Annotated in this window: 24 protein-coding genes, 2 tRNA genes and 1 other RNA gene; 9 read left to right on the top strand and 18 right to left on the bottom strand. The window is 49.2% G+C overall.

Annotated elements, in window-relative coordinates; genetic code table 11:
• Positions 1–32 precede the first annotated feature (32 nt).
• The 4 genes from BLW68_RS07325 to BLW68_RS07310 all read right to left on the bottom strand — a co-directional run bounded on the left by BLW68_RS07325 (position 33) and on the right by BLW68_RS07310 (position 2,608).
• On the bottom strand, positions 33–386 hold the full coding sequence (locus tag BLW68_RS07325; RefSeq protein WP_092791812.1) for a BON domain-containing protein: 354 nt from the start codon (positions 384–386) through the stop codon (positions 33–35).
• Between the two features lie 83 nt (positions 387–469).
• Positions 470–1,738, bottom strand: a complete 1,269-nt coding sequence (locus tag BLW68_RS07320) for a DEAD/DEAH box helicase (RefSeq protein ID WP_092791810.1) — start codon at positions 1,736–1,738, stop codon at positions 470–472.
• A gap of 57 nt (positions 1,739–1,795) precedes the next feature.
• Positions 1,796–2,101 carry a DUF6172 family protein gene (locus BLW68_RS07315; protein WP_092792165.1) on the bottom strand — a complete coding sequence of 102 codons (306 nt, stop codon included), beginning with the start codon at positions 2,099–2,101 and terminating at the stop codon, positions 1,796–1,798.
• Positions 2,102–2,296: 195 nt separating this feature from the next.
• The gene (locus BLW68_RS07310; RefSeq protein WP_092791809.1) at positions 2,297–2,608 is read right to left on the bottom strand and encodes a cupin domain-containing protein; all 312 of its coding nucleotides are present in this window, start codon (positions 2,606–2,608) and stop codon (positions 2,297–2,299) included.
• A gap of 221 nt (positions 2,609–2,829) precedes the next feature.
• On the opposite strand from BLW68_RS07310, the gene BLW68_RS07305 reads away from it, so the two are divergent.
• Entirely contained in the window at positions 2,830–3,288 is a 459-nt protein-coding gene (locus BLW68_RS07305; RefSeq protein ID WP_092791808.1) for a CreA family protein, read from the top strand.
• 282 nt (positions 3,289–3,570) lie between these two features.
• Complete coding sequence (locus tag BLW68_RS07300; protein WP_177172179.1) at positions 3,571–4,197, top strand: substrate-binding periplasmic protein; 627 nt, start codon at positions 3,571–3,573, stop codon at positions 4,195–4,197.
• 102 nt (positions 4,198–4,299) lie between these two features.
• Here the strand turns inward: BLW68_RS07300 and BLW68_RS07295 are convergent, their stop codons facing one another.
• From BLW68_RS07295 to BLW68_RS07250, 10 genes are all read right to left on the bottom strand, one after another.
• Positions 4,300–4,797 carry a DUF2059 domain-containing protein gene (locus tag BLW68_RS07295; protein WP_092791803.1) on the bottom strand — a complete coding sequence of 166 codons (498 nt, stop codon included), beginning with the start codon at positions 4,795–4,797 and terminating at the stop codon, positions 4,300–4,302.
• Positions 4,798–5,079: 282 nt separating this feature from the next.
• The gene (locus tag BLW68_RS07290) at positions 5,080–5,712 is read right to left on the bottom strand and encodes a hypothetical protein (RefSeq protein ID WP_143039929.1); all 633 of its coding nucleotides are present in this window, start codon (positions 5,710–5,712) and stop codon (positions 5,080–5,082) included.
• A gap of 162 nt (positions 5,713–5,874) precedes the next feature.
• Positions 5,875–6,174 carry a HigA family addiction module antitoxin gene (locus tag BLW68_RS07285; RefSeq protein ID WP_092791799.1) on the bottom strand — a complete coding sequence of 100 codons (300 nt, stop codon included), beginning with the start codon at positions 6,172–6,174 and terminating at the stop codon, positions 5,875–5,877.
• A 10-nt stretch (positions 6,175–6,184) separates the two neighbouring features.
• The gene (locus BLW68_RS07280) at positions 6,185–6,463 is read right to left on the bottom strand and encodes a type II toxin-antitoxin system RelE/ParE family toxin (protein ID WP_092791797.1); all 279 of its coding nucleotides are present in this window, start codon (positions 6,461–6,463) and stop codon (positions 6,185–6,187) included.
• Between the two features lie 131 nt (positions 6,464–6,594).
• Positions 6,595–9,486, bottom strand: a complete 2,892-nt coding sequence (gene gcvP, locus BLW68_RS07275; RefSeq protein WP_092791795.1) for an aminomethyl-transferring glycine dehydrogenase — start codon at positions 9,484–9,486, stop codon at positions 6,595–6,597.
• A gap of 105 nt (positions 9,487–9,591) precedes the next feature.
• Positions 9,592–9,978 carry a glycine cleavage system protein GcvH gene (gene gcvH, locus BLW68_RS07270; protein ID WP_068230331.1) on the bottom strand — a complete coding sequence of 129 codons (387 nt, stop codon included), beginning with the start codon at positions 9,976–9,978 and terminating at the stop codon, positions 9,592–9,594.
• A gap of 60 nt (positions 9,979–10,038) precedes the next feature.
• Entirely contained in the window at positions 10,039–11,118 is a 1,080-nt protein-coding gene (gene gcvT / locus BLW68_RS07265) for a glycine cleavage system aminomethyltransferase GcvT (RefSeq protein ID WP_092791793.1), read from the bottom strand.
• 189 nt (positions 11,119–11,307) lie between these two features.
• A complete protein-coding gene (locus BLW68_RS07260) occupies positions 11,308–12,531 on the bottom strand; it encodes an FAD-dependent monooxygenase (RefSeq protein WP_092791791.1) in 1,224 nt (407 codons plus the stop codon).
• A 1-nt stretch (position 12,532) separates the two neighbouring features.
• Positions 12,533–13,729: a 2-octaprenyl-6-methoxyphenyl hydroxylase gene (gene ubiH, locus BLW68_RS07255; RefSeq protein WP_092791788.1), complete on the bottom strand. Its 1,197-nt coding sequence runs from the start codon at positions 13,727–13,729 to the stop codon at positions 12,533–12,535.
• Positions 13,730–14,311 carry a UPF0149 family protein gene (locus BLW68_RS07250; protein ID WP_092792162.1) on the bottom strand — a complete coding sequence of 194 codons (582 nt, stop codon included), beginning with the start codon at positions 14,309–14,311 and terminating at the stop codon, positions 13,730–13,732. It lies immediately after the preceding gene.
• Between the two features lie 195 nt (positions 14,312–14,506).
• On the opposite strand from BLW68_RS07250, the gene ssrS reads away from it, so the two are divergent.
• From ssrS to serA, 4 genes are all read left to right on the top strand, one after another.
• A non-coding RNA gene (ssrS, locus tag BLW68_RS07245) (6S RNA) lies at positions 14,507–14,691 on the top strand.
• Positions 14,692–14,727: 36 nt separating this feature from the next.
• Positions 14,728–15,348, top strand: a complete 621-nt coding sequence (locus BLW68_RS07240) for a 5-formyltetrahydrofolate cyclo-ligase (protein ID WP_092791785.1) — start codon at positions 14,728–14,730, stop codon at positions 15,346–15,348.
• Positions 15,349–15,606: 258 nt separating this feature from the next.
• Positions 15,607–16,263 carry a ribose-5-phosphate isomerase RpiA gene (gene rpiA / locus BLW68_RS07235; RefSeq protein WP_092791783.1) on the top strand — a complete coding sequence of 219 codons (657 nt, stop codon included), beginning with the start codon at positions 15,607–15,609 and terminating at the stop codon, positions 16,261–16,263.
• Positions 16,264–16,345: 82 nt separating this feature from the next.
• Positions 16,346–17,572 (top strand): phosphoglycerate dehydrogenase, encoded by a 1,227-nt coding sequence (gene serA / locus BLW68_RS07230; protein WP_092791780.1) that lies wholly within the window; start codon positions 16,346–16,348, stop codon positions 17,570–17,572.
• Positions 17,573–17,628: 56 nt separating this feature from the next.
• Here the strand turns inward: serA and BLW68_RS07225 are convergent, their stop codons facing one another.
• Together BLW68_RS07225 and gltX are read right to left on the bottom strand one after the other, a co-directional pair.
• Complete coding sequence (locus BLW68_RS07225) at positions 17,629–18,426, bottom strand: DUF481 domain-containing protein (RefSeq protein ID WP_092791776.1); 798 nt, start codon at positions 18,424–18,426, stop codon at positions 17,629–17,631.
• Between the two features lie 167 nt (positions 18,427–18,593).
• Entirely contained in the window at positions 18,594–20,012 is a 1,419-nt protein-coding gene (gltX, locus tag BLW68_RS07220; RefSeq protein WP_092791773.1) for a glutamate--tRNA ligase, read from the bottom strand.
• Positions 20,013–20,212: 200 nt separating this feature from the next.
• On the opposite strand from gltX, the gene BLW68_RS07215 reads away from it, so the two are divergent.
• The 3 genes from BLW68_RS07215 to BLW68_RS07205 all read left to right on the top strand — a co-directional run bounded on the left by BLW68_RS07215 (position 20,213) and on the right by BLW68_RS07205 (position 22,529).
• Positions 20,213–20,288, top strand: a tRNA-Val gene (locus BLW68_RS07215).
• Positions 20,289–20,406: 118 nt separating this feature from the next.
• Positions 20,407–20,482, top strand: a tRNA-Val gene (locus BLW68_RS07210).
• Positions 20,483–20,903: 421 nt separating this feature from the next.
• On the top strand, positions 20,904–22,529 hold the full coding sequence (locus BLW68_RS07205) for a response regulator (protein ID WP_092791771.1): 1,626 nt from the start codon (positions 20,904–20,906) through the stop codon (positions 22,527–22,529).
• Here the strand turns inward: BLW68_RS07205 and BLW68_RS07200 are convergent.
• Together BLW68_RS07200 and BLW68_RS07195 are read right to left on the bottom strand one after the other, a co-directional pair.
• The gene (locus BLW68_RS07200; RefSeq protein WP_092791769.1) at positions 22,526–23,014 is read right to left on the bottom strand and encodes a DUF2919 family protein; all 489 of its coding nucleotides are present in this window, start codon (positions 23,012–23,014) and stop codon (positions 22,526–22,528) included. The genes BLW68_RS07205 and BLW68_RS07200 overlap by 4 nt on opposite strands.
• Complete coding sequence (locus BLW68_RS07195; protein WP_092791767.1) at positions 23,011–23,346, bottom strand: DUF3392 domain-containing protein; 336 nt, start codon at positions 23,344–23,346, stop codon at positions 23,011–23,013. Before BLW68_RS07195 ends, BLW68_RS07200 begins: the two co-directional genes overlap by 4 nt.
• Position 23,347: the final 1 nt, after the last annotated feature.

The following is a 23,347-nucleotide window of genomic DNA, read 5'->3' as shown; positions in this document are numbered from 1 at the left end:
CCACCACATCAGCCAGAAACACGGCTATCAGGCTAGTTATTTTTTACACTTATTTTATTTTGCACCGTATGCGCGCCCGCCGTGGCTAACGTGATCTGCTCGGCCAGCATACGTTGCTCTGGCGTATTTACTTCACCCACCAGCGTCACATCGCCTTTACGGGTTTCAATATGAAAGTTAAATGGCTTAAGCTGCTCTTCACGCTGCAGCGCCGCCATTACCGCACTGGACACATTGGCATCGTCCGCCAGGCCTTCTTTAACTACCACATTGTTTTCCGGCACGCCGGTTTTTTCATTAATAACATTTTTTTCGCAACCCGCCAGGCCAGCGGCCAATACACAGATTAAGCCCAACGCAATAACCGGTTTTACTGACGTATTCATAACTTACTCCTTAAAGATGTGAGTTTTAATACCGTTAAACACCATTAAGCGTGGCACAAAACTATGAACATGGCCTGACTAAGCTACTTAGCGCGCTGTGGCTTAGCTTTAGGCTTGGCCTTGTGGGACTTTTCCAGCTCTATCACGGTTTCGGTTGCTTTGTTAGAACGCCCGGTTAGTACCTTACGTGAGATACTTTTTAGCAGTGAACCACGGTTACTTACTTCAAAGCCCGGCTTAACGATACGCTTAATAGCGCTACCCATCAGCTTTTGAATACGCTCTAAGCTTTGCTCTTCTTCACGGCTGACAAAAGAAATAGCCGTGCCAGCTGCGCCTGCCCGGCCGGTGCGGCCGATACGGTGCACGTAGTCTTCCGGTAAATAAGGCAGGTTAAAGTTAATAACATAATCCAGCCCCTGAATATCCAAACCACGGGCGGCTACTTCAGTAGCAATTAACACCTGTAACTTAGCCGATTTAAAATCAGCAATAGCACGGCGGCGCGCGCCCTGGCTTTTATCGCCATGGCATACTGCGGCGTCAATTTTGCGCTGTTGCAAGCCGGCTAACAGTTGGTCGGCCTGCTCTTTGGTGCTGGTAAATACCAACACCTGAAACCAGTTGTGTTCTGCCAGCAGCTGCTCAAATAATTCAATTTTGCGGTTTTCTTCTACCGGATACACCACATGGTTTACCGTATCGGCTGCACTATTGGTTTTAGCCACACGGATTTGCTGATGATTATTTAAAATTTTGTGCGACAGCTCATTTACCGCAGGTGAGGTAGTAGCAGAAAACAGCAAAGTCTGGCGTTTAGCGGCTGTCATTTGCAGCAACTTCAGCACATCGGTGCTAAAGCCCATATCCAGCATGCGGTCGGCTTCGTCCAGCACCACAAATTCCACGTCACTTAAGATCACATTACCCAGGGCCAGATGTTCTAACAACCGGCCGGGGGTGCTTATCACCATATCAACGCCGGCGGTTAATTTATTTGCCTGGCCACCCATTTTTACGCCACCGTATAATGCCGTAACACTTAATGGCAAAAACTGCGCGTAGCTACTTATCGCATTGGCTAACTGCTCGGCTAATTCGCGGGTTGGTGTAAGGACCAGCGCTCGCGGGCGGCGTTCCTCTGTGGCTTTTGGCGTGTCCAGCATGCGTTGCAGCAGCGGAATAGCAAAGGCGGCGGTTTTACCGGTACCGGTTTGCGCGGTAACCTGTAAATCTTTACCGCGCCGAGCCGGCACAATCGCCTGAGCCTGTACCGGTGTCATCTCACTGTAACCGCATTCAACCAGCGCGCGCAGTAAATCCGGCGCTAAATCTAACGATGAAAATTGCATAAAAGTTCCTCTGTAGCACAGCCACAGTCAAAATAAGGGGGAAGCTGGTGATAAAAATCAGTCTGCGGCTTCGTCATGTAAACGTGGCTTATGCTGGCAAGCTCTGGCCAGAATTTCGACATAGAATTCCGCCAGCTGCTGTGCTGCGGCAGCATCAATATGTTTATTGATTTCAGAGGTAAAAATCTTCTCTGCTACCTGTTCTGAGGCGCCAAAGCGGCAATCGAACGTCCAGTAGTTCATACCGTCAGGCAGCGCTTTACGGCGCTCTCTGGCCAGATACTTTTTAATCTCGTACTTAATGGCATCGGTTAAACGGGCCGTATTCAGCTTAGAGTGAGTTAAAGCGAATGTTTTTTTCATCAAAATTCCTACAGGTGTGCACTCAAAAGCTGAACGCGCTAATAAACCGCGCATTGTACATGGATAAACCAAAGATAACTGCCACTATCTGCTGTTTGGCAGCAAAATCTAAGCAGTAAGCAACAACAACATTAGTGCAGCAAGAGCAGCACTAAGCGTAATGTATGCAGTGCTGATGTTAAAGAAAATGACTAACTAAACACTACCGGCCGTTTCTACCACTAAAATGCGTGCTTCACCTACCGGATGCGCAACATGCTCGCAGCCGATACCGGCGTAAAAAATATCACCGGCCTCTAACCGGCTAACCTGCTCTGTGCCAGCTTCGCGGTAATGCATATCCACAGCACCGTCCAGTACCACAAACACTTCTTCACCGTTATTGATATGCCACTTATACGGCTGATTGGTCCAGTGCAGCCGGGTAGTAATGCCGTTCATATTGGCAATATCCAGCGCGCCCCAGGCGCGGCTGGCGGTAAAATCTTTACTGCGGATTATTTTCATTACTTACCTTTATTGGTGCAGATATCCGGGTCTTATCAGTGCTTTGCTGCGTAAATTTAACTACCCTGTCCTGGGCCTGACAATAAACAACTCAACATAGAAAATAAAGCCCGCTTTGCTATGGTTTGGCTTTTTTTCCAGCGGTTTACGTGCCAGTATCGACATAATCAAAGTGTTGAAATAATTAAGTACAGCCAGACTTAAACTCAAGGAGCCCCACCATGCGCGCTGTTTACTGTGTATTACTGCTGCTGATGCTGGCAGGTTGTAACAAAAATGAAGTGGGCGACGTATCACTGGGCCTGTTTACCACCAAAGATATTAAGCTTGATGCCCTTGTCGACCCGGTGGTAACAGGCGTTACTTGTCATGTATCCAGTATCGAAGCCAACCTGAACTTGTCCGACCCGTCTGACAGCTCTATCGCCTGTCGCCAGACCGGCCCCATCACAGCCGATATGATTGCCAAAATAGATAAGAGTAAAAACGGTGAGGTGCTGTTTACCAAATCAAAAAGTATCTTCTTTAAAACCATGAAGATCCGCCGTATTTTCGACGCTGAAAACCAAACCCTGATGTATCTGTCCTACTCCACCAAAGAAACCTCCGGCAGCTTTAAGCACAGCTTATCGACCGTGCCGCTGTGGGGAACAGATGCCTATAGCGCGAAGGCGCAATAACGGGCGTGTAAGCTGGCAGTTGGTTAGCCTTGCATACGCCTTGCCTTGAGCCCATGCAGAATTAGAAATATTAACCTTAGTGTGCCACACTACAAAGTGTAAGAATAAGGAGAATTCTCTGCCTATGGTTTGATACCAATCCCACAGACAGACTCAGTACAATGTCGTCCGGAAGTTAATAATCCTATGAGACATTCAACCTGGTTCACACGGCTGCCTTTTTTGTTACTGTGCATTGGGGCAGCATTAAATACCAAGACAATTTTTGCCTATGAAAAACTTGTGCTTGCAGTCCCTGTTTTCCCTCCTTACAGCTACATTGATGAACAACAGCAATTAACCGGCAGCGGTACTGCAAAGGTAAAACAGTTACTTGAGTCTATGGGGCTTGAATACCAGTTCAGGGTAGTGGCCAATCATGGTGTAGCAACGGATTTAATGCAGAAAGGGCTGGTAGACGGTTTCTTTCTGGCAACGCAAAATCAGGCCAGAGACCAGGTAGGGGTAATGAGCGCCGCAGTAATGTACAACAACTGGACCTGGTTTTATATGCATGACAGCCCCCTCTCGCCAGCAAACCCTCATTTTCGTACTCAGGCAAAAATAGGTACGCGTTTAAATACCAATACCTATCAGTGGTTGCTGGACAATGACTACCTGATAGCAGCTAAAACCAGCGAGGCTTCAACTCTGATCATGATGCTGACAAACAAACGACTGGATGCGGTATTCTTGTCTGCGGACGTATTTTGGCATGCCCTAACCGAAGCGGGTATAGACAGGAGCCTGGTGCATCACACAACCCAATCGAGTCAGCCATTCAGTTGTTATTTCTCGAAGGCTTACTTAGCCAGAAATTCAGGGTTTCTGGAGCAATTTAATCACTTAGCAGTAACGGCGAAGGATTAGATATACCGCAGAATCGATATGGGCAGGTTCATTGATATTCCGGTAAAAGCAATTCAGCTGCGTACCAATGAAACTGCCCTTTTTGATCAGCTACGGTTATGTTTACTCACTTTTTTCTCTGGCTTTTTTCAAATCTGCAGCAAGTTGTTTTGCCATTACCTGAATTTCTGAAATTGTTTGCTGCATCATAGCCTGGGACATTTGCATAGACTCCTGCGTAACTACTGGCAGTTTTTTAATTATTGCCTTACCTGTATCGGTGCGATAGAACTTGAGCATATCGGACACCTCTTTTTCAGTAAAATTACGATCGTAAATATCAATGACCATCGGCTTCATTTGTTCCCAGCTCATAGTTTCACGCATGATATTAGTCATTTTGCTGAAATACTCATCGTATATTGGTTGCTCCGACGGTTGCACTCCCATTTGAGTAGACATATTCTGCATAACTACTTCCATTTGGGAGTACATAGTATCTACAACTGAATCCATATTCATTATTTGAACAAACTCTTCCAATTGTTCTTGCTTTGCATTTCTATCAGCTTGAACATTGATAGAGAACACTGTCAAAATCACTAAAACAAAATATCTCATTTCTTTATCCTTTTTAATTGTGTGACTGAAAGCTTTCTGTCGTGGGAGCTTTATCGTGCCATGTGAGCGGTTCCAATATAATTTGTTAACGAATCATGGACAAGTAGCCTCCTGTTACCTTGTAATTTCAAGGAAATAACAAAATTAAGTTACATATCAGCTTTTGGCTCATTGCTGCACCAGCAGCTTTGTTGGAATCATTAGAGCAACAGTAAAATAAAAAATAATCTCTAATGACTTAGATATTATTTCACCCGTTTCAGTGACTTGAGAATTGAGCTATTAAGGTGGACAACGAACCAGAGATAAAGACTCAAGCCCGAGCCAACCAACACGAACTTTGATACAAACCAGATCACCTTTTTTATAGCCCTCATATGTATACTTACCTACTCGGATTTGTAGCTTTTCCTTTCTATCTTGCATCACTAAATAACGTCCCGGAGGTCTGCTAGTACTGTGATATTTTCTTACTAACGGTCCTGAAGTGATGGCCTCCATTTTCGCTGGTCCAAGTTCATTTAACAACGGAACAAATGCTATTGAATAGCAAATAGCTGTTATAGCAATAGCTTCAGTATCCATTTTATGTGGCAGCACCCAAACAACAATGAATACAAGGGTAGTAGCGGGAACAAGGAGTAGAGTAAACAGCCCATAGTTTGTTATCTCCATGTCAGTCAAAACACGCAGCGCAACGCACGAGATCACGAAAAAAGACGGAAGAGCCAAATTACTTCTTCGATCAACTAACTTTACATCTTTGAGAACAAAAAGCTTCGGTATAAAAAGACTTAGCAAAACAGCAGACGGGAAAAAGAGCATGCCCGAGACGATGGCAAGATAGTCATGGCGAGGGAAAAAAACTATCCAGATACAGAGTCCAGCAGTAAAACAGAATAAAAATAATTTCAATTTCAAAGCATTATACTCGATCGATGGGGTCAATATTATCGATATTGCAGCCAGTAACATCCTCCAACAACATTCCCCTACTGATTATTGTACATAGTGAACTCAAGATAACTGCTATTTAGCGACAAGATCAAACGCTGTCTGGAATAGCTATGTTTACGTTCAAGCTGCATGGGGTGAAATATCTTTACTGATTTGCTCACCACTTAGTTGCTCGGCCAGTTTAAGGTCGTATATCGCCTGCAGATTAAGCCAGCTTTGGGCATCGCCGCCAAAATAGCGAGCCAGCCGAAGTGCCGTGTCGGCAGTAACACCGCGTTTTTCACGCACTATTTCGTTGATCCGTGCCGGTGTTACCCGAAGCGCCTGTGCTAAGGCATTGGCACTCATATTTAGTGGTAACAAATAATCTTCACGCAATACTTCACCAGGGTGTACTGCGCGCATGCCGTTTTTAAACATAACTCCCCCGTTAGTGATAATCGACAATTTCAAGGTCCCATGCATTACCGTCATGCCAGCGGAAACACAACCGCCATTGCTCGTTAATGCGAATACTATACTGCCCCGCACGGTTACCCTTTAAAGGCTCCAGCCTGTTTCCGGGTGGGCTACGCAAAAACTCTAATGTTGTTGCGGCTTCTAACTGAGTCAACTTGCGCGTGGCAACTTTTACAATAGCGGACCACCGGCTGGATTTGCCGGTTTCAAACAGTTGTTGTGTATCCGCACATTTAAAACTTTTGATCATAACCAATCATATATCGATAATCGATAAACTGCAAACTTGTCTTTTATACACAAACCAGCCGGTCTTAGCTGATAAAAAAACCCCGGCACGCTGGCCGGGGCTTTCAGTTATTACTGCAAAACACTAAACGCTTACCGATACGCTTCCGGGCTTGGGCAGGAGCAGATCAGGTTGCGGTCGCCGTATACGTCGTCGATACGGGTAACCGTTGGCCAGAACTTGTTCTCTGCTACAAAGGCTACCGGGAAGGCGGCGTATTGGCGCTCGTAGGCTCGGTCCCATGCCGGGTCGAAAATGTCTTGCATGGTATGCGGTGCATAGGCCAGAGGGTTGTTGTCCACTGTCCACTCGCCGGCTTCTACCTTGGCAATTTCGCTACGGATGGTGCTCATCGCTTCAATAAACTTATCCAGCTCGGCTTTGCTTTCTGATTCGGTTGGTTCAATCATCAGCGTGCCGGCTACCGGGAAGCTCATCGTTGGTGAGTGGTAGCCAAAGTCCATTAAACGCTTGGCAATATCCATCTCGGTAATGCCGCTGGCTTCTTTAAGCGGACGAATGTCGATAATACACTCGTGAGCCACACGGCCGTTAGTACCGCGGTACAGTACCGGGAATAACGGGTCGAGTTTTTTCGCCATGTAGTTTGCGTTCAGGATGGCGTATTGCGTGGCTTGTTTTAAGCCCTCGCCGCCCATCATGGCAATGTACATCCAGCTGATTGGCAATATACCAGCGCTACCGAACGGTGCGGCTGATACCGCTCCGTTGTTACTACCGGTGCCATCAATGCTTACCACTGCATGGTTAGGCAGGAATGGCGCTAAATGGCTTTTTACGCCAATAGGACCCATGCCCGGGCCGCCACCGCCGTGTGGAATACAGAAAGTTTTGTGCAGGTTTAAGTGCGATACGTCTGAGCCGATAAAGCCAGGTGCGGTTAAGCCTACCTGAGCATTCATATTGGCGCCGTCCATATACACCTGACCGCCGTAGCTGTGAATAACGTCGCACAGCTCACGGATACTCTCTTCAAATACACCGTGCGTAGATGGATAGGTAACCATAATGGCGGCTAAGCGGTCGCCTACTTCGGCGGCTTTGGCTTTTAAATCGTTCATGTCGATATTGCCGCGCTTGTCACACTCTACCAGTACTACGTCGTAGCTGGTCATGGCGGCAGTGGCCGGGTTAGTACCGTGCGCCGATACCGGAATTAAACATATATTACGATGGCCTTCGCCGCGGCTTTCGTGGTACTTACGAATAGCCACCATACCGGCGTACTCACCCTGGGCACCGGAGTTTGGCTGCATAGAGATATTGTCGTAACCGGTAATGTTTACCAGCCAGTCGCCCAGTTGGTTAATCATCTCGTAATAGCCTTCGGCCTGGTCGCGTGGCACAAACGGGTGCAACGAGCCAAACTCAGGCCAGGTTACCGGGATCATCTCGGCGGTGGCGTTTAGCTTCATGGTGCATGAGCCAAGCGAAATCATCGAGTGATTCAGCGATAAGTCTTTGTTTTCCAGCTTTTTGATATAACGCAGCATCTCAGTTTCGCTGTGATACTGGTTAAATACCGGGTGGCCCAGCACGCTGTCGTTACGCACTAAATCGGCCGGAATTGACTTGCTACCGTCTTTAACAATAGCGCTGTCCAGCGTGTCTACGTTTAAACCGTGGCCTGTGCCCAGTACGATATCAAACAGCTCTGCGATGTCGCTGCTGTTGGTCGCTTCATGGAAGCTTACCGCTAAAGAATCAGCAACGTCGGTACGCAGGTTAACACCGGCCGCTAAAGCACGGCTAACTACTGCAGCACGATCGCTTACTTTAAAGGTGATGGTGTCAAACCAGTGGCTATTTACTAATGCCACGTCTTTGGCTTGTAAGCCGGCAGCGAAAATATCGGCATTGCGGTGAATACGCTGCGCGATATTTTTCAGCCCCTGTGGGCCGTGGTATACCGCGTAGAATGAGGCCATATTGGCCAGCAACACCTGGGCAGTACAGATGTTCGAGTTAGCTTTTTCGCGGCGGATATGTTGCTCGCGCGTTTGCATCGCCATACGCAGTGCCTGATTACCGCGACGGTCTTTCGACACACCGATAATACGGCCCGGCATAGAGCGTTTGTACGCATCACGGGTAGCAAAAAACGCGGCGTGCGGGCCACCGTAGGCCATAGGCACACCAAAACGCTGGGCGCTGCCCAATACCACGTCTGCACCTAACTGGCCCGGCGCTTTTAACAGCATCAGTGCCATAGGATCGGTAGCCACAGCGACAATGGCTTTTTTCGCCTGTAACTGCGCAATTAATTCGCTGTCGTTACGGATATCGCCGTTAGTGGTTGGGTATTGAATTAAGGCACCGAATACGTCGTGCGCAGCAGCATCGGCCGCTTTGCCTACCAGGATGTCAAAACCGAACATTTCGGCGCGGGTTTTAACTACGTCGATAGTTTGCGGGTGCACATCATCGCTAATAAAGTACAGGTTAGACTTGCTCTTGGTTACGCGCTTGGCCAAAGCCATAGCTTCAGCGGCGGCGGTAGCTTCGTCCAGCAACGAGGCGCTGGCCAGCTCCATACCGGTTAAATCCAGCGTTAATTGCTGGAAGTTTAACAGCGATTCTAACCGGCCCTGGGCAATTTCCGGCTGGTATGGCGTGTAAGCCGTGTACCAGCCCGGGTTTTCCAGCACATTACGCAGGATCACATTCGGCGTTAACGTTGGGTGATAACCCATACCAATGTAAGATTTGAACATTTTGTTCTTTGCCGCAGCTTGCTTTAATACAGCTAACGCATCGGCTTCAGTGCGCGCCGGGCCGGTGGCCAGTGGCGTCGTCAGGCGGATATCCGCCGGTACCGTTTGGGCAATCAGCGCTTCAATGCTGTCTACACCCAGCTCACTTAGCATGGCAGCGGTTTCTGCCGCGTCCGGGCCGATATGGCGCTGAATAAATTCGTCGTGGTTCGCAAGTTGCGACAGGGTTTTCACAGCGGAGTTGGTCATGCCTTGAATGTCCTGGTAAGGTTTTGTTGCTACTAAAAGTTAAGCCCCGTGGCTTAACAGGTAACTACTACGGGCACGGGGCTTAAACGGATTTGCTAAGTTGGCTTACTCGTCGATAGAGTTTTTGTAGCCGGCAGCGTCTAACAGTGCTGACAGTTCAGCGGTATCAGACACTTTAATTTTAAACATCCAGCCATCTTCGTACGGGCTGCTGTTTACCAGCTCTGGTGAGTCGGCCAGTGCTTCGTTTACTTCAACAATTTCACCTGACAGCGGCGCATAAATATCAGAGGCAGCTTTTACTGACTCGGCTACGGCGCAGTCATCGCCCTGAGTTACGGCATCGCCTACGTCTGGTAATTCAACAAACACCATATCACCCAGCAGGCCCTGGGCATGCTCAGTAATACCTACAGTGTAGATACCGTTGCCTTCGTCGCGCGCCCACTCGTGGCTGCTGGCGTATTTCAATGTGTTAGGAATTGAGCTCATTGTTTGATCCTTAGCTGGTGTCGTCTTATTTAGTCTGTTTTTTTTAATTACTGTCACAGTTTAGATAACTTTCTTGCCCATGCGAACAAAGGCAGGCTTTACCACTTTAACCGCAACCATCTTACCGCGAATATCCACTTCGGCTGTATCGCCTGCAGTGGCCGGTACGCGGGCCATGGCAATACTGTAGCCCAATGTTGGCGAGAAAGTACCGGAGGTAATTTCACCTTCGCCGCCTTCTACCACTACGCGTTGGCCATGGCGTAATACGCCTTTTTGCTCCATCACCAGGCCAACCAGCTTAAAGGTGCCTTCGGCTTTGTGTTGTTCAATAGCTTTACGGCCGATAAAGTTGCGATCTTCCGGTGCCCAGGCGATGGTCCAGCCCATATTGGCTGCCAGTGGTGATACCGTTTCGTCCATATCCTGGCCGTATAAGTTCATGCCGGCTTCTAAACGTAAAGTATCACGCGCACCTAAACCGGCCGGTGCTACACCGGCATCCAGCAATTTTTGCCAGAAATCGGCGGCCTGCCCGTTGGGCAGCGCAATCTCATAACCGTCTTCACCGGTGTAACCGGTGGTGGCAATAAACAAGTCACCAGCCTGCACACCAAAAAATGGCTTCATACCGGCAACTGCAGCTTGTTGCTCAGCGCTTAATAAAGTGGCGACTTTAGCTTTAGCATTCGGGCCCTGTACGGCAATCATGGCGAACTCAGGGCGCTCAGTTACAGTTACATCAAAAGCCCTGGCTTCTTTAGTAATGTGAGCTAAATCTTTTTCACGGGTGGCCGAATTTACCACCAGACGGAAGAAATCTTCCTGCAGAAAATAGACAATTAAATCGTCAATCACGCCACCGGCTTCATTTAACATGCCACTGTACAGCGCTTTGCCCGGCACAGTCAGTTTAGCGACATCATTGGCCAGTAAATAACGCAAAAAGGCGCGGGTATGGGCGCCTTTTAAGTCAACAATAGTCATGTGAGAAACGTCGAACATACCGGCGTCGCGGCGTACCGCGTGATGTTCTTCAATTTGAGAGCCGTAGTTGATTGGCATGTCCCAGCCGAAGAAGTCGACCATTTTGGCCCCGGCTTCGAGGTGTTTGCCATGTAACGCAGTTTGATTAGCCATTGTTATGTCCTGCTTAATGTAAGGCCCGCAAGGCGCCGGAAATTCAGCGCCGCTGCTTAGTTTTAGTTAACTTATGCAGCATCGGCGGATAAAAAGGCGCTCGGATTATAACGCAAGGCTCCCGTTGCCAACAGCCCCAGATTAATTAGTTTTTGTAATGCGACAGCTGTAATTACCAAAAAAACTAACTCAGGCACTACGCGCGGTTTTTTCCTGTGGCTGTGCCAGTTTTGGCAAGTCGCCACTGTTGCCAAGGGCTGCAGCAATGATCTGACCTTTTAACCACGGCAACTGATTAATACCGCTCATACCAACAGCTCTTACCAGCTTTAGCAGCGGCTGCGAATTACTGAAACCACGCTTAAAAGCTTCCATCGCGGTAATCAGGGTTTGCGCCTCGGCCTTACGCCAGCGCTCATAACGGCGCAGCAGGCGGTTGTCGGTAAAGTCTTTATTGTCATTAACATATTCACTGATTAGTTCTGCTAATGCAGCAACGTCCATCAGGCCTAAATTCATACCCTGCCCCGCCAGCGGATGTATGCTGTGGGCAGCGTCGGCTACCAACACCACCCGGCCACGCAGCCAACTGCTGGCATAGCGCATTTTTAAGCCAAAGGCTTTGGGGTCATTATGCAACTGCAGTACACCCAGCACACTGTTGCTGGCAGCAGTAAGGGCCTGATTAAACTGCTGTGCCGGCATGGCCAGCAGCTGTGCAGCGCGCTCGGGGTTACAGCTCCAGACAATAGAGCATTGCTGTGGATCGGGCAGCGGTAACAGCGCCAGCGGCCCGGTCGGTAAAAACACCTGCCGTGCTGTATTCTGGTGTGGCTGTGTGGTGTCAATGGTGGCAACAATAGCCTGCTGCTCATAATCCCAGTGCGTAAGTGGTAGCTGCATGGTGGTGCGTACCATAGAATTTACGCCATCCGCACCTACCAGCAGGCGGCTTAGCAGTAGTTGCTGCTGGTTAATATTAATCAGCACATCGCGCTCGCTTTGTGCCAGGCTGTTAATCGTGCAGTTAAACTCTAAGCGTACATTGCTGTGCTGCTGTAATTGCTGATACAGCGCCACGCGCACTTGCTCGTTGTCGCAAATCCAGCCAAGTTCAGATAAACGCTCAGCTTTTGCATCAAACTCAATTCTGGCAAAGCTGTCGGCATCCCATACCTGCATGCGGTTATAGCTTTGTGCCGTAGCGGCAATAGCTGGCCAGGCGCCAATATGGCTAAGCACGCGCATAGAGGCCAGGTTAAGCGCACTGACGCGTTGATGGTTAATATTACTGCTATGCGGCGCGCCGCCTTGCTCCAGCACCACGATACTCAGCCCCAGTGGTGCCAGTAGCAAAGCCAGCGTTAAACCGGCGCTGCCTGCCCCGACAATAGTGACATCAACATTTTGCATTTTAGCTCCGCAGCCCCATGGCCTGTTCGGCCACAGGGCGTTTTAATTCATCGCACAGTGTCAGCGCCAGTAAACCGGTGTTACGTGCCAGCGCCATTAAGCGCGAGCGGTTAGAGAAAATACGTACCAGCGCATCGGTGGCGGTGGTTACGGTATTGATATCTAGCTGGCGGGCCTGCTGGTAGGCGCGCAGCATGGCATAACCGCCAATATCATGCGGCGCAGCGTTAACCTGGCGTACCAGCTCGGCAATATCGCGCAGTGCCAGGTTAAAACCCTGGCCGGCTATCGGGTGCACATTGTGCAAACTATTACCTAACAGCGCTGTACGATGGCGCACTATATCGCCGCTGACACGTAAACTCAGCGGGTAGCTGGCCCGGCGGCCTGCACCAGAGAATATCCCGGCACGGTACCCAAACGCCTGCTGTACCTGTGCTACAAAAGCAGTGTCATCAAGCTGCATTAATCTGGCTGCCTCATCCGGTGTGGCGGTATATACCAGCGAATAGCGCTGCCGGGTAAGCGGCAACAATGCGATGGGGCCATGTTCAGTAAAACGCTCAAACGCTGTGTGCTGGTGCCCCTCTGCTAATGCCAGATTGGCAATCACTGCATGCTGCTGATACTGACGCTCCAGCACACCAAAACCTGCCAGGCTGCGGCTGGGCGATAAACCACCTTCGGCAATCAGCAGTAATTTAGCCTGCAGTGCAGTGCCGTCATTTAATGTCAGCACCTGCTGTTGTTGCGTTGGCGTTATTGCCGCCAGGGTATTGGGAGCAAAGCGTTGCAACTGTTTATAGCCTGCCAGTTTTTCTGACAGCAGCGCGCCTAAATGCTCTACTTCCAGCACATAACCCAGCGCCTGTTGCTGATATTCCGCCGCACTAAGCCGGGTTTTACCGAAATGGCCGCGATCAGATACGTGAATATGCTCAATAGCACAGGCTTTAGGCTTAATATCTGCCCATAGCCCCCATCGCTGCAGCAAATCAACACTGGCTGCGGCCAGCGCTATGCTACGGCTGTCAAAACTGGCCTGGCTGATTGTTTCAGCCTGCTGTTCAATAATTGCCAGCTTAAGCGCCGGATTAGCCTGCAGTAATGCCCAGGCCAAAGTGCTACCGGCCATGCCGCCGCCACTGATCACTATATCAAACAGCGGGAGATCTGAAGTTACAGCAGTCTGTGTCATTTAATGTAAAGTCTTATTACCGACAGGTTTAGGGCTGAATTTCTGCCCCACTTCGGTGTAGCAGGCCAGCGCCATAATACGGATATGTTCCAGCACCAGGAAATATGCTTCTTCGTTTTCCTCGCTGCTGCCATCATCGGTGGTGTGAATATCAATACGGGTAACTTCGCTCAGTTGATCCAGTGCTTCGCGCACATCATCTGATACCAGCGACAAATCGGTTTGCTGTACAGCAAAACCGACCAGAAATGCCTGAGTCCATTCTACCATCGCATCCAGCCGCTCTGGCAGGCTGTCGTCGTCGCTTGGCAATAACATGCTGAAACTAAAATCGTTTTGCGCCAGTTCTTTGTGGGTAAGCTCAATTAGCCCGGCAACATGTTGCTTAACCTCTGCCGGTAATGCCTGGCCGTCATTAAGAAAATCGTGCAGCACCGGTAGCAATTGTTGCGCATCGGGCTCTACACCTGCACTTAATAAACCGGCAATTAAACCGTGCACTTCGGCAGCAGACGCCATAACATAAGCCTGATCCAGCTTGTAAGTCCACTCGTCGTAGGTTAATAAAAAAGGGCTGCTCATATAACTGTTCGTGCTGTGATTACCTGCCTTTATGCTACCACCCCGGCGAAAAAGCGCCAACCTTCGCACTGTAGTTTTAATAATGGCGTAAAGCGTAAACAAAAGTTGCTGAAAAACCATGCAACTAGCATAAGCCGGCACAAAACTGCGATGAATAACCTTATACAGGCCAAACTGCGGTGTTATACTCAAGCCTGTTCTCTGGATTGTTGGTGATCAGGTGGATGTCCCTGAGCCGATAATTGTTTTTACCTAGGGATTCTTCTGCGCTGCCAGTGTGCAAGCCCGGCCCGTACCGGGAAGCCTGAGGCAGCCATCTGACTCCCGCCTTGAACCTATGGTTCAAGGGCTAACACCAGACACGGCAATTTGGAGAACCTCTTTTATTCTGCCGCCATTCAGGCATACTCAATAGCATGACTACTGCCACACCCAATTCAGCTTTGCCCGACACTACAAGCCAGCGCCAGCAGCTGAGAAAAATTACCCGCACTAAAAGGCAACAGCTAAGCGCCGAGGCCCAGCAACAAGCTGCTACTGATTTAGCCGCAAAGGTGCTCGCCAGCAACATTATTGCGCCAGGCCAGCATATAGCACTGTATTTAGCCAATGACGGCGAGCTGGATACCTATCCGCTTATTCAGGCCCTGTGGCAGTTGGGCAAAAGCGTGTATTTGCCGGTGTTGCATCCCTTTGTAGCCGGTTATTTGTTGTTTGTGCGCTACGATAAAGACACCCTGCTCTACCCGAATAAATTCGGCATACCTGAGCCTTTACTAGCCTGCCACCGGCTGATGCCAGTGCAGCAACTAGATATTATTTTTACGCCGTTAGTCGCCTTTGATGCTGCCGGTAACCGCCTGGGTATGGGTGGCGGTTTTTATGATCGCACTTTGTCGCAGCTCTCCCCCGACAGCCACAGTCAGGTTATCGGCCTGGCGCATAACTGCCAGCAGGTAGATGCCGTGCCGGGTGAGGCCTGGGATATTCCGTTAAAGCAGATTATTACGCCGGCAAAATATTGGGTGTTTAGCTGAAACTCAGCGCTGAGGTTGTAAAAATCCGGCCACAATACCCGCTCTGGCTCGTCACAGCAACTCGCCCTACTGCCTGCGGCAGGGCTCAGACACTCTGTGACGACCAGATCGCGTTTCTGGCCTCCTTCTTTGGCCGGCGTTTACTCACTGCAACATCCGAAAACAACTGTTTTGCCGTTTTTCTGTTTTTGCCCTTTTGTCGGCAGGCCCTTTCGATATAATATCCATCTGTATGGCTAAACGAATTTGGAACAGCTGATGACACAAGATGAAATGAAGAAAAACGCTGCCTGGGCTGCACTGGAGTTTATCCCGCGTAATACCGTGGTTGGCGTGGGCACCGGCTCTACGGTAAATCATTTTATCGACGCCCTGGCCAGCATTAAGTATGACATTAAAGGTGCGGTGTCCAGCTCGGTACAATCTACCGAAAAACTCAAAGCGCTGGGTATCGAGGTGCTGGATCTAAACAGCATTGACAGCTTTAGTGTGTACGTTGACGGTGCCGACGAAATAAACGCGCAAAAACATATGATTAAAGGCGGCGGTGCTGCCCTTACCCGTGAAAAAATCGTGGCGGCGGTCGCCGATACCTTTATTTGCATTGTTGATCAAAGCAAACAGGTTGAAGTGCTGGGTAAATTTCCGTTGCCGGTAGAAGTGATCCCAATGGCCAGCAGCTATGTGGCGCGTGAGCTAAGTAAGCTGGGTGGCCGGCCGGTATTACGTGCCGGTGTCACCACCGATAACGGCAATGTGATCCTCGATGTACACGATTTAGTTATTACCGAGCCACTGGTATTGGAGCAGCAAATTAATAATATTGTCGGCGTAGTCACCAATGGCATCTTTGCGCAGCGCGCTGCCGACATGGTATTGGTGGGCAGTGCCACAGGTACACAGGTTATTCGCTAAATAACAGCTCAAGGCCACGAAAAACTATAACAATAATAACTAACCAACTGATTTTACTTTTAATTTATTGAAGAGACGTGACATGGAAAAATTTTCGCTGGCCAAAGACAAAATTAAAATATTGCTATTAGAAGGCTTGCACCAAAGCGCCGTGCAAAGTTTTAAAAACCAGGGCTACAGCAACATTGAGTATTTAAAAACTTCCCTGCCGGAAGACGAGCTGATCGAACGCATTAAAGACGCCCACTTTATCGGGATCCGCTCCCGCACCCAACTGACGGAAAAAGTGCTGGATGCTGCCAGCAAACTGGTGGCTATTGGTTGCTTTTGTATTGGTACCAATCAGGTAGATTTAACCGCAGCATTAAAACGCGCTATTCCGGTATTTAATGCGCCGTTCTCCAACACCCGCTCGGTAGCCGAGCTGGTGCTGGGCGAAATTATTATGCTGCTGCGCGGGATTCCGCAGCGCTCTGCGGCGGCCCATCGTGGCGAATGGCAAAAAACGGCGAATAACTCTTTTGAAGCACGCGGCAAAACCCTTGGCATTATCGGCTACGGCCATATCGGTACTCAGCTGAGCATTATGGCCGAGAACATCGGTATGCGGGTGCAGTTTTACGATATAGAAGACAAGCTGGTGCTGGGCAATGCGACCCAGGTTAACTTTGGTACCTTGCTAAAAACATCCGACGTGATCAGCCTGCATGTACCAGAGACACCACAAACCAAAAATATGATTGGCGAAGCCGAACTGGAATTAATGAAACCTGGCAGCATTTTAATTAATGCTTCGCGCGGTACTGTGGTGGATATTGATGCGTTAACTGAAGCGCTGCATAGCAAAAAGCTGGCGGGTGCTGCTATTGATGTGTTTCCGGTTGAACCTAAAGGCAATGAAGAAGAGTTTATCTCACCACTGCGCGCCTTTGACAACGTGATCCTGACACCGCATATCGGCGGCTCTACCCAGGAAGCGCAGGAGAATATCGGCTTTGAAGTGGCCGGCAAAATGGTGAAATACAGCGACAACGGTTCAACGCTGTCTGCAGTGAATTTTCCGGAAGTTTCACTGCCGGAACATAAAGGCCGTTCGCGCTTGTTGCACGTGCATAAAAACCAGCCTGGTGTACTAACCAAGATTAACGAAGCTTTTGCCCGGCTGAATATCAATATTGCCGGCCAGTACCTGCAAACCAACGCTGATATCGGTTATGTCGTCATTGATATTGATTCAGACGATGTAGAGCAGGCACTGAACGAATTAAAAAATATACCGGGAACCTTACGCGCCCGCGTATTACACTGATTTTTCAGCAAGTAAAATTCAAAGACAAAAAAGCCGGTTTTCACCGGCTTTTTACATCAGAACGTATACACCAACGAAGCTGACGTTTCAGTGTCAGTGCGTTTACGGTTTCCTTCGGGATCAGAGTTAAACTTCACCACAAAATTAAACCGCATTGACAAGCTACCTGCCAGCTGCGCAGTCAGACTGCTACGGCTTAGCAAGGTGGAGTTTTCACCATTTAGTGACATAGTGCTTTCCAATGTCTGGCGAAACTTAGTGGTATTGTACAACTGATAATCCAGATTTGCCGCCAGATACCAGATTAGGCCGGTGTTGGTGTTACCCGACGCCGCTTCCTGATGGCCAAAGCCAGGGCCGGTTTCCAGATCGAAGTAGTCGCTTTGTTTTTCATAAATCCGGTTACCATAACCTACCACCAAAGAAGCCTGCTCTGTAAAAGCACCAAACTTATCATGCAGATAGGCGCCACGGCCAAACACTGTTTGGCTGCCGGTAACAATTTTGTAGTTACTCTGGCCGGTAAGACCATAACGGCTGGCCGTCGTAACCTGATTCTTGTCGCCGGTGCTGGCATTGGTAACGTTGTTTTTTTGCAACAGGCTTTGCAAATGATAGCGGTTACGAAAATACTCCAGTTCATGCACCAGCTCACTGTTTGCCCGGATAGCAAAAGAGTCAGTGTTACCTGACGTCAGCAAAAAGCCCAGTTCCACATCACCTGTCACCGTACCAAAGAAGCCTATCGGCTGCAGTGGCTCTTCGCTGCTGGGTAAGTGTTCTGTTTCGCTCGCTTGTACCCCATACAAGCAAAGCATCAGCACAGCGCTGATACCTTTGTAAAAAGAAGGCATTATTCCGCTTGGTCACTCCTTTTGTATGATTAGTTACCCATGAGTCGAATTGCCATCCCGGTTGTTATTATTTGTTCCCTGCCTTTCGGCATTTTTATTGTATCAGCCAAAATAACCCTGCCCAGTGATACTGAACCGGGTTATCCGGGCTTTTAACGCTAAAATTATTATTGCTCTGTTTCTGCCGCGCGCTGCTGTACTGCAGCAATTGCTTTTTGCAACCGCGCCAGACTGCGTGTTTTGCCAATCAGAGCCAGCGTAATATCCAAAGCCGGTGAATTACCACCACCGGTAACAGCCACCCGCAGCGGCATACCAATTTTACCCATGCCCACACCCAGCTGCTCTGCCGTGGCGTTTATCGCATCATGAATAGCCGACACTGACCACTCGCTTAACGCATCCAGTTTGGCTGCAACGGCCTGTAAAGGTTCAAGCGCAACCGGGCGTAAATGTTTTTTCGCAGCATCAGCATCAAACTCACTGAAGTCTTCATAGAAATAGCGGCTTACCTCAACCATTTCTTTAAGTGTTTTTACCCGCTCGGCCTGAGCTTTCACCAGCTCGGTTAACGCCGGGCCATTGCTGATATCCAGTTTTTGCTCAGCAATATGCCACTGCAGCTGTGCTGCTACCTGCTCTGCTGGCAGGGTTTTCATATAGTGCTGGTTTAACCAAATCAGTTTATCAGTGTTAAATGCCGACGGTGCGCGGTTGCAGCTATCCAGGTCAAACAGCTGCACTAACTCGTCTTTGCTGAAAATTTCCTGATCGCCATGTGACCAGCCCAAACGCACTAAATAGTTAAGCAAGGCCTCGGGTAAAAAGCCGTTGTCGCGGTACTGCATTACGCCCACAGCACCGTGGCGTTTGGATAAACGCTTGCCATCATCACCGAGGATCATCGGTACATGAGCATATTTAGGTATATCAGCACCCAGCGCTGCCAGAATATTCATCTGCCGTGGTGTGTTATTCACATGGTCATCACCGCGGATCACATGGGTAATGCCCATTTTCCAGTCATCAACCACCACGGTAAGGTTATAAGTTGGTGTACCGTCGCTGCGGGCGATAATTAAATCGTCCAGCTCGCTGTTGGCAATTTCAATGCGGCCTTTAATGAGATCGTCAATTACCACAGTGCCGCTTTGCGGGTTTTTAAAGCGGATAACGAAAGGTTTGCCGGCCGGGTGATCGGTGCGGTCACGCCACATACCGTTATAGCGCGGCTTTTCACCGGCTGCGGTTTGCGCTTCGCGCATGGCATCAACTTCTTCCACCGTGCAAAAGCACTTATAGGCGTTACCTTCCGCCACCAGCTGTGCTACCACTTCTTTATATAAATCAAAGCGTTTAGTTTGGTAGTACGGGCCTTCGTCATAATCCAGCCCCAGCCAGGTCATGCCCTCTAAAATGGCATCAACCGATGCCTGAGTAGAACGCTCTAAGTCGGTATCTTCAATACGCAGAATAAATTTGCCGCCCTTCTTTTTGGCATATAACCAGCTGAATAAGGCAGTACGGGCACCACCAACGTGTAAATAACCGGTTGGGCTTGGAGCAAAACGGGTAACAAGAGACATAGTTTATCCATCACAGTGCAATAATGGCAGCTATTGTAACAATGCCGCGCGCCGGATGCACCCGCTAAGGCGGAGCAGCTACAACTGTTTTGTGTTAAAGCACGGCAGAATGTTTACTTTTGCAGCAGGCAAACCACAATTGCCAAAATAATGTTGACAGCTTTTTCATGCTCCCTATAATGAGCGCCATCAAACAGCGTGGATTGTTAGCTCAGCTGGGAGAGCACCGCCCTTACAAGGCGGGGGTCACTGGTTCGAACCCAGTACAATCCACCACTTGATGTCTTATCATGAAAAGCACCGCCCGCTCTTCACGACGAGACGGTGGACACTGATTAAAACCCAGTACAATCCACCAATCTTAAAAGTGTTTGCTGACAATTTGATATCCCATGGATTGTTAGCTCAGCTGGGAGAGCACCGCCCTTACAAGGCGGGGGTCACTGGTTCGAACCCAGTACAATCCACCACTTCCTGATACAAACCATAGCAAAGCACCGCCCTCTCTTTATTAAGACACGGTTGCCACTGCTCCGAACCAGTACAATCCACCACTTCCTGATAAAAACCATAGCAAAGCACCGCCCTCTCTTTATTAAGACACGGTTGCCACTGCTCCAAACCAGTACAATCCACCACTTCCTGATAAAACCACAGCAAAGCACCGCCCGCTCTTTATTAAGACACGGTTGCCACTGCTCCGAAGCATTGCATGCCGCCCCAGTACAATCCACCACTCTCTGATAAAATCATACAAACATCGTCCACTTCGTAACCATTTCTATTATTCTGCCCAAAAACAAGCCAGCAAATCTGATCTTCCGCTGTTCTGTATTGTTAAAAAGTTGCTATAGTAGCATCAGTACTCTGCCTGGGATCTGTTTTGCCTCTATGGAACCTGCCGTTAAACGCGACGAACGCATTCTGATAATTGATGATCAAAGCCTGAGCCAGAGCTTTTTGCGCTATGCGCTGGAACAACTGGGGTATCAGAATATCGCACTGGCTGATCGGGCTCAAACTGCCCTGCAGCTTTGCCGGCAAAATAGTTACGACTTAGTGATCTGTGATTACAACCTGTCTAAAGGCAAGGATGGCTATCATTTATTTGATGAATTAAAAACCCGCGGTTTGCATAAGCCTGCTTGCGGCGTGATTTTTATCAGCGCTGACACAGATCCTGCGCTGGTACACAGCGTGCTGGAATTGCAGCCGGATGAATTTATGGCCAAGCCGTTTGTTATCCGCGATTTACAGCAGCGTATTGAACGGGTGCTAAAACGCAAACAGTTGCTACGGCCAGTTTATGATTTGCTGGAACAAAATGCACCGGACAAAGCGCTACAGCATATCAATATTCAGCTTGGCAAAACTGAACTGCATAAGCTGTTTCCACTACTGCTGAAAATTAAAGGTGATATTTTACTGCAGCAAGCCAACTGGGATGACGCTACGGTGTTTTTTGCTGCCATGCTGCAAATTCAGCCGTTTAGCTGGGCCAGAATTGGTCAGGTGCGCTGCTTATTACAGCAAGGCCATGAACAACAAGCATTTGCTGAACTGGAAAAGATGTTAAAACGGCAGGAAACCAGGCTGTTTGCCCTGGACAACCTGAGTGAGCTGGAATTTCACCAGCAACGTTACCAGCAGGCTCAACAACATATTCTGGCTGCCGCTAACATAGCCCCGCGTAACTTACTACGCCAGCAAAAGCTGTTGCAGTTGTCACGGCTAAACCACGACTATGAAATTCAATACCGTGCCGCCCGCGATATGGTGAAATTTGCCCGCAATTCAATTTATGAACAACCCGATTTATATCTGAATATGGCGCGCGCCAGTATAGATTTTGCCCTCAGCACTGAGGACACTGAACAGCAATCGCGGCTGAACCGCCAGGCCACGTTGTCACTGAATATGGTGCAGCACCAATTTGCCAGCCATAAACTGACCGAGCAGCAGCAGGTATTGCAAGCCAGGCTGATGTACCTGCAGGACCATCGCGATAAGGCCCGGCAATTGCTGGCAGAACTGGAACCGCAACCTGAAATTACTTCACTGGAAGATGCGCTGGATAAAGCCAAAGCTCTGCATGAAGTGGGCTTAGCTGATGCATCCAAACAACTGTTCCGGCAAATTACCGAACATTGCCGTAAACAACAACCTGAGCCGGTTTTTATGCGCTACCTGCACCAGGAGCAGCAAGAGCGCGAACGTATGCCGCAGGGGCCAAGAGAGCTGAATAACAATGCAGTGCGCCTGTACCAGCATGGTAACTGGCAAGAGGCGTTTGCCGCTTTTGTTATGGCAGCCCAGGTTATGCCGAAAAATGCCGGCATAGCGCTTAACCTGTTGCAAACACTGCTAACAGCCCCCCGCCAGCTTTGTCCGCCGCAGCAACGCCAAAACCTGCTGCAGCAATGCCAGCAACTTATTGACAGCAGCAAACTAAAAGCCGGGCAACAGGAGCGTTATCTGCAGTTAAGGCAAAAGTACTTAAACGAAACCGCCGTTTAAGATTTACTTTTGCTGGTATCCGGTTCTGGCCATTCTGCAAACACTGCCCTTAACGTGCGCGAGCGCAACAGCCACAGACAGCCTATAAATAACAACACCGGCGATAAAATACGCCAGGGCGCGTCCAGCATTACCTGGGCAGGTAAATGCAGTATGGTGAGCAGCAGATCCACCGTTGCCACCGTTAACATCAACCCACGGCCAAAACGCCAGATATGCCGCCAGCCTGCATAGCCTTTGGCTTTACGCTGACTAAGTGCCGCAATGAGTAACAACAGCGGGGCCGCTACCGCACAGGCGAGGATAAAATCAGTCTGGCGCGGATAAAACAGCGCCAGCATATCCCGCTGAGCCTGTGGTAATGTCAGTACCAGCACCCAGCAAATATAGGGCCTTAACAACAGCACCAGCAACCAGTAAAAACGTAGCGGTACCTTGTGCAGGCCGTGATCGTCCAGCACCGGCCATAGCGGTGGCTGTGTCATAGCTGGCGCTTACGTTGTGCCAGTATGCCCAGCAACGTAAAAATGCCCAGACAAACCCATGGCAGCCACAGGGTACTTATTTTGCCAAGCTGGCCTGCTACCAGCGGTGTCAGCAAGATTGTCAGCGCACCATAACCAAAGGCGCACAGCAAAATAAAAATGCCGGTACGCCAGATAAAATGCATATGGGCAATCTGGCGGCGCACCAAGCGGTTTAAATCATCACCAAATACCACCAGACAGGTTGCTACCATAGCCAGGGCAATATCACGCACATAAGGTCGGAAAAAACTGCCCCAATCCAGTAACAACTGATAAAGAAAATCCGGCATC

The organism is Rheinheimera pacifica, assembly GCF_900108485.1.
GTDB classification, from domain to species: domain Bacteria; phylum Pseudomonadota; class Gammaproteobacteria; order Enterobacterales; family Alteromonadaceae; genus Alishewanella; species Alishewanella pacifica.
Note: the sequence above shows the minus strand (reverse complement) of the source record. Positions and strands in the feature narration are given on the sequence as shown.

Coding starts and splice junctions, on each gene's coding strand:
- BLW68_RS07325 (WP_092791812.1), bottom strand. CDS start 386: ATGAATACGTCAGTAAAACCGGTTATTGCGTTGGGCTTAATCTGTGTA.
- BLW68_RS07320 (WP_092791810.1), bottom strand. CDS start 1,738: ATGCAATTTTCATCGTTAGATTTAGCGCCGGATTTACTGCGCGCGCTG.
- BLW68_RS07315 (WP_092792165.1), bottom strand. CDS start 2,101: ATGAAAAAAACATTCGCTTTAACTCACTCTAAGCTGAATACGGCCCGT.
- BLW68_RS07310 (WP_092791809.1), bottom strand. CDS start 2,608: ATGAAAATAATCCGCAGTAAAGATTTTACCGCCAGCCGCGCCTGGGGC.
- BLW68_RS07305 (WP_092791808.1), top strand. CDS start 2,830: ATGCGCGCTGTTTACTGTGTATTACTGCTGCTGATGCTGGCAGGTTGT.
- BLW68_RS07295 (WP_092791803.1), bottom strand. CDS start 4,797: ATGAGATATTTTGTTTTAGTGATTTTGACAGTGTTCTCTATCAATGTT.
- BLW68_RS07285 (WP_092791799.1), bottom strand. CDS start 6,174: ATGTTTAAAAACGGCATGCGCGCAGTACACCCTGGTGAAGTATTGCGT.
- BLW68_RS07280 (WP_092791797.1), bottom strand. CDS start 6,463: ATGATCAAAAGTTTTAAATGTGCGGATACACAACAACTGTTTGAAACC.
- gcvP (WP_092791795.1), bottom strand. CDS start 9,486: ATGACCAACTCCGCTGTGAAAACCCTGTCGCAACTTGCGAACCACGAC.
- gcvH (WP_068230331.1), bottom strand. CDS start 9,978: ATGAGCTCAATTCCTAACACATTGAAATACGCCAGCAGCCACGAGTGG.
- gcvT (WP_092791793.1), bottom strand. CDS start 11,118: ATGGCTAATCAAACTGCGTTACATGGCAAACACCTCGAAGCCGGGGCC.
- BLW68_RS07260 (WP_092791791.1), bottom strand. CDS start 12,531: ATGCAAAATGTTGATGTCACTATTGTCGGGGCAGGCAGCGCCGGTTTA.
- ubiH (WP_092791788.1), bottom strand. CDS start 13,729: ATGACACAGACTGCTGTAACTTCAGATCTCCCGCTGTTTGATATAGTG.
- BLW68_RS07250 (WP_092792162.1), bottom strand. CDS start 14,311: ATGAGCAGCCCTTTTTTATTAACCTACGACGAGTGGACTTACAAGCTG.
- BLW68_RS07240 (WP_092791785.1), top strand. CDS start 14,728: ATGACTACTGCCACACCCAATTCAGCTTTGCCCGACACTACAAGCCAG.
- rpiA (WP_092791783.1), top strand. CDS start 15,607: ATGACACAAGATGAAATGAAGAAAAACGCTGCCTGGGCTGCACTGGAG.
- serA (WP_092791780.1), top strand. CDS start 16,346: ATGGAAAAATTTTCGCTGGCCAAAGACAAAATTAAAATATTGCTATTA.
- BLW68_RS07225 (WP_092791776.1), bottom strand. CDS start 18,426: ATGCCTTCTTTTTACAAAGGTATCAGCGCTGTGCTGATGCTTTGCTTG.
- gltX (WP_092791773.1), bottom strand. CDS start 20,012: ATGTCTCTTGTTACCCGTTTTGCTCCAAGCCCAACCGGTTATTTACAC.
- BLW68_RS07205 (WP_092791771.1), top strand. CDS start 20,904: ATGGAACCTGCCGTTAAACGCGACGAACGCATTCTGATAATTGATGAT.
- BLW68_RS07200 (WP_092791769.1), bottom strand. CDS start 23,014: ATGACACAGCCACCGCTATGGCCGGTGCTGGACGATCACGGCCTGCAC.
- BLW68_RS07195 (WP_092791767.1), bottom strand. CDS start 23,346: ATGCCGGATTTTCTTTATCAGTTGTTACTGGATTGGGGCAGTTTTTTC.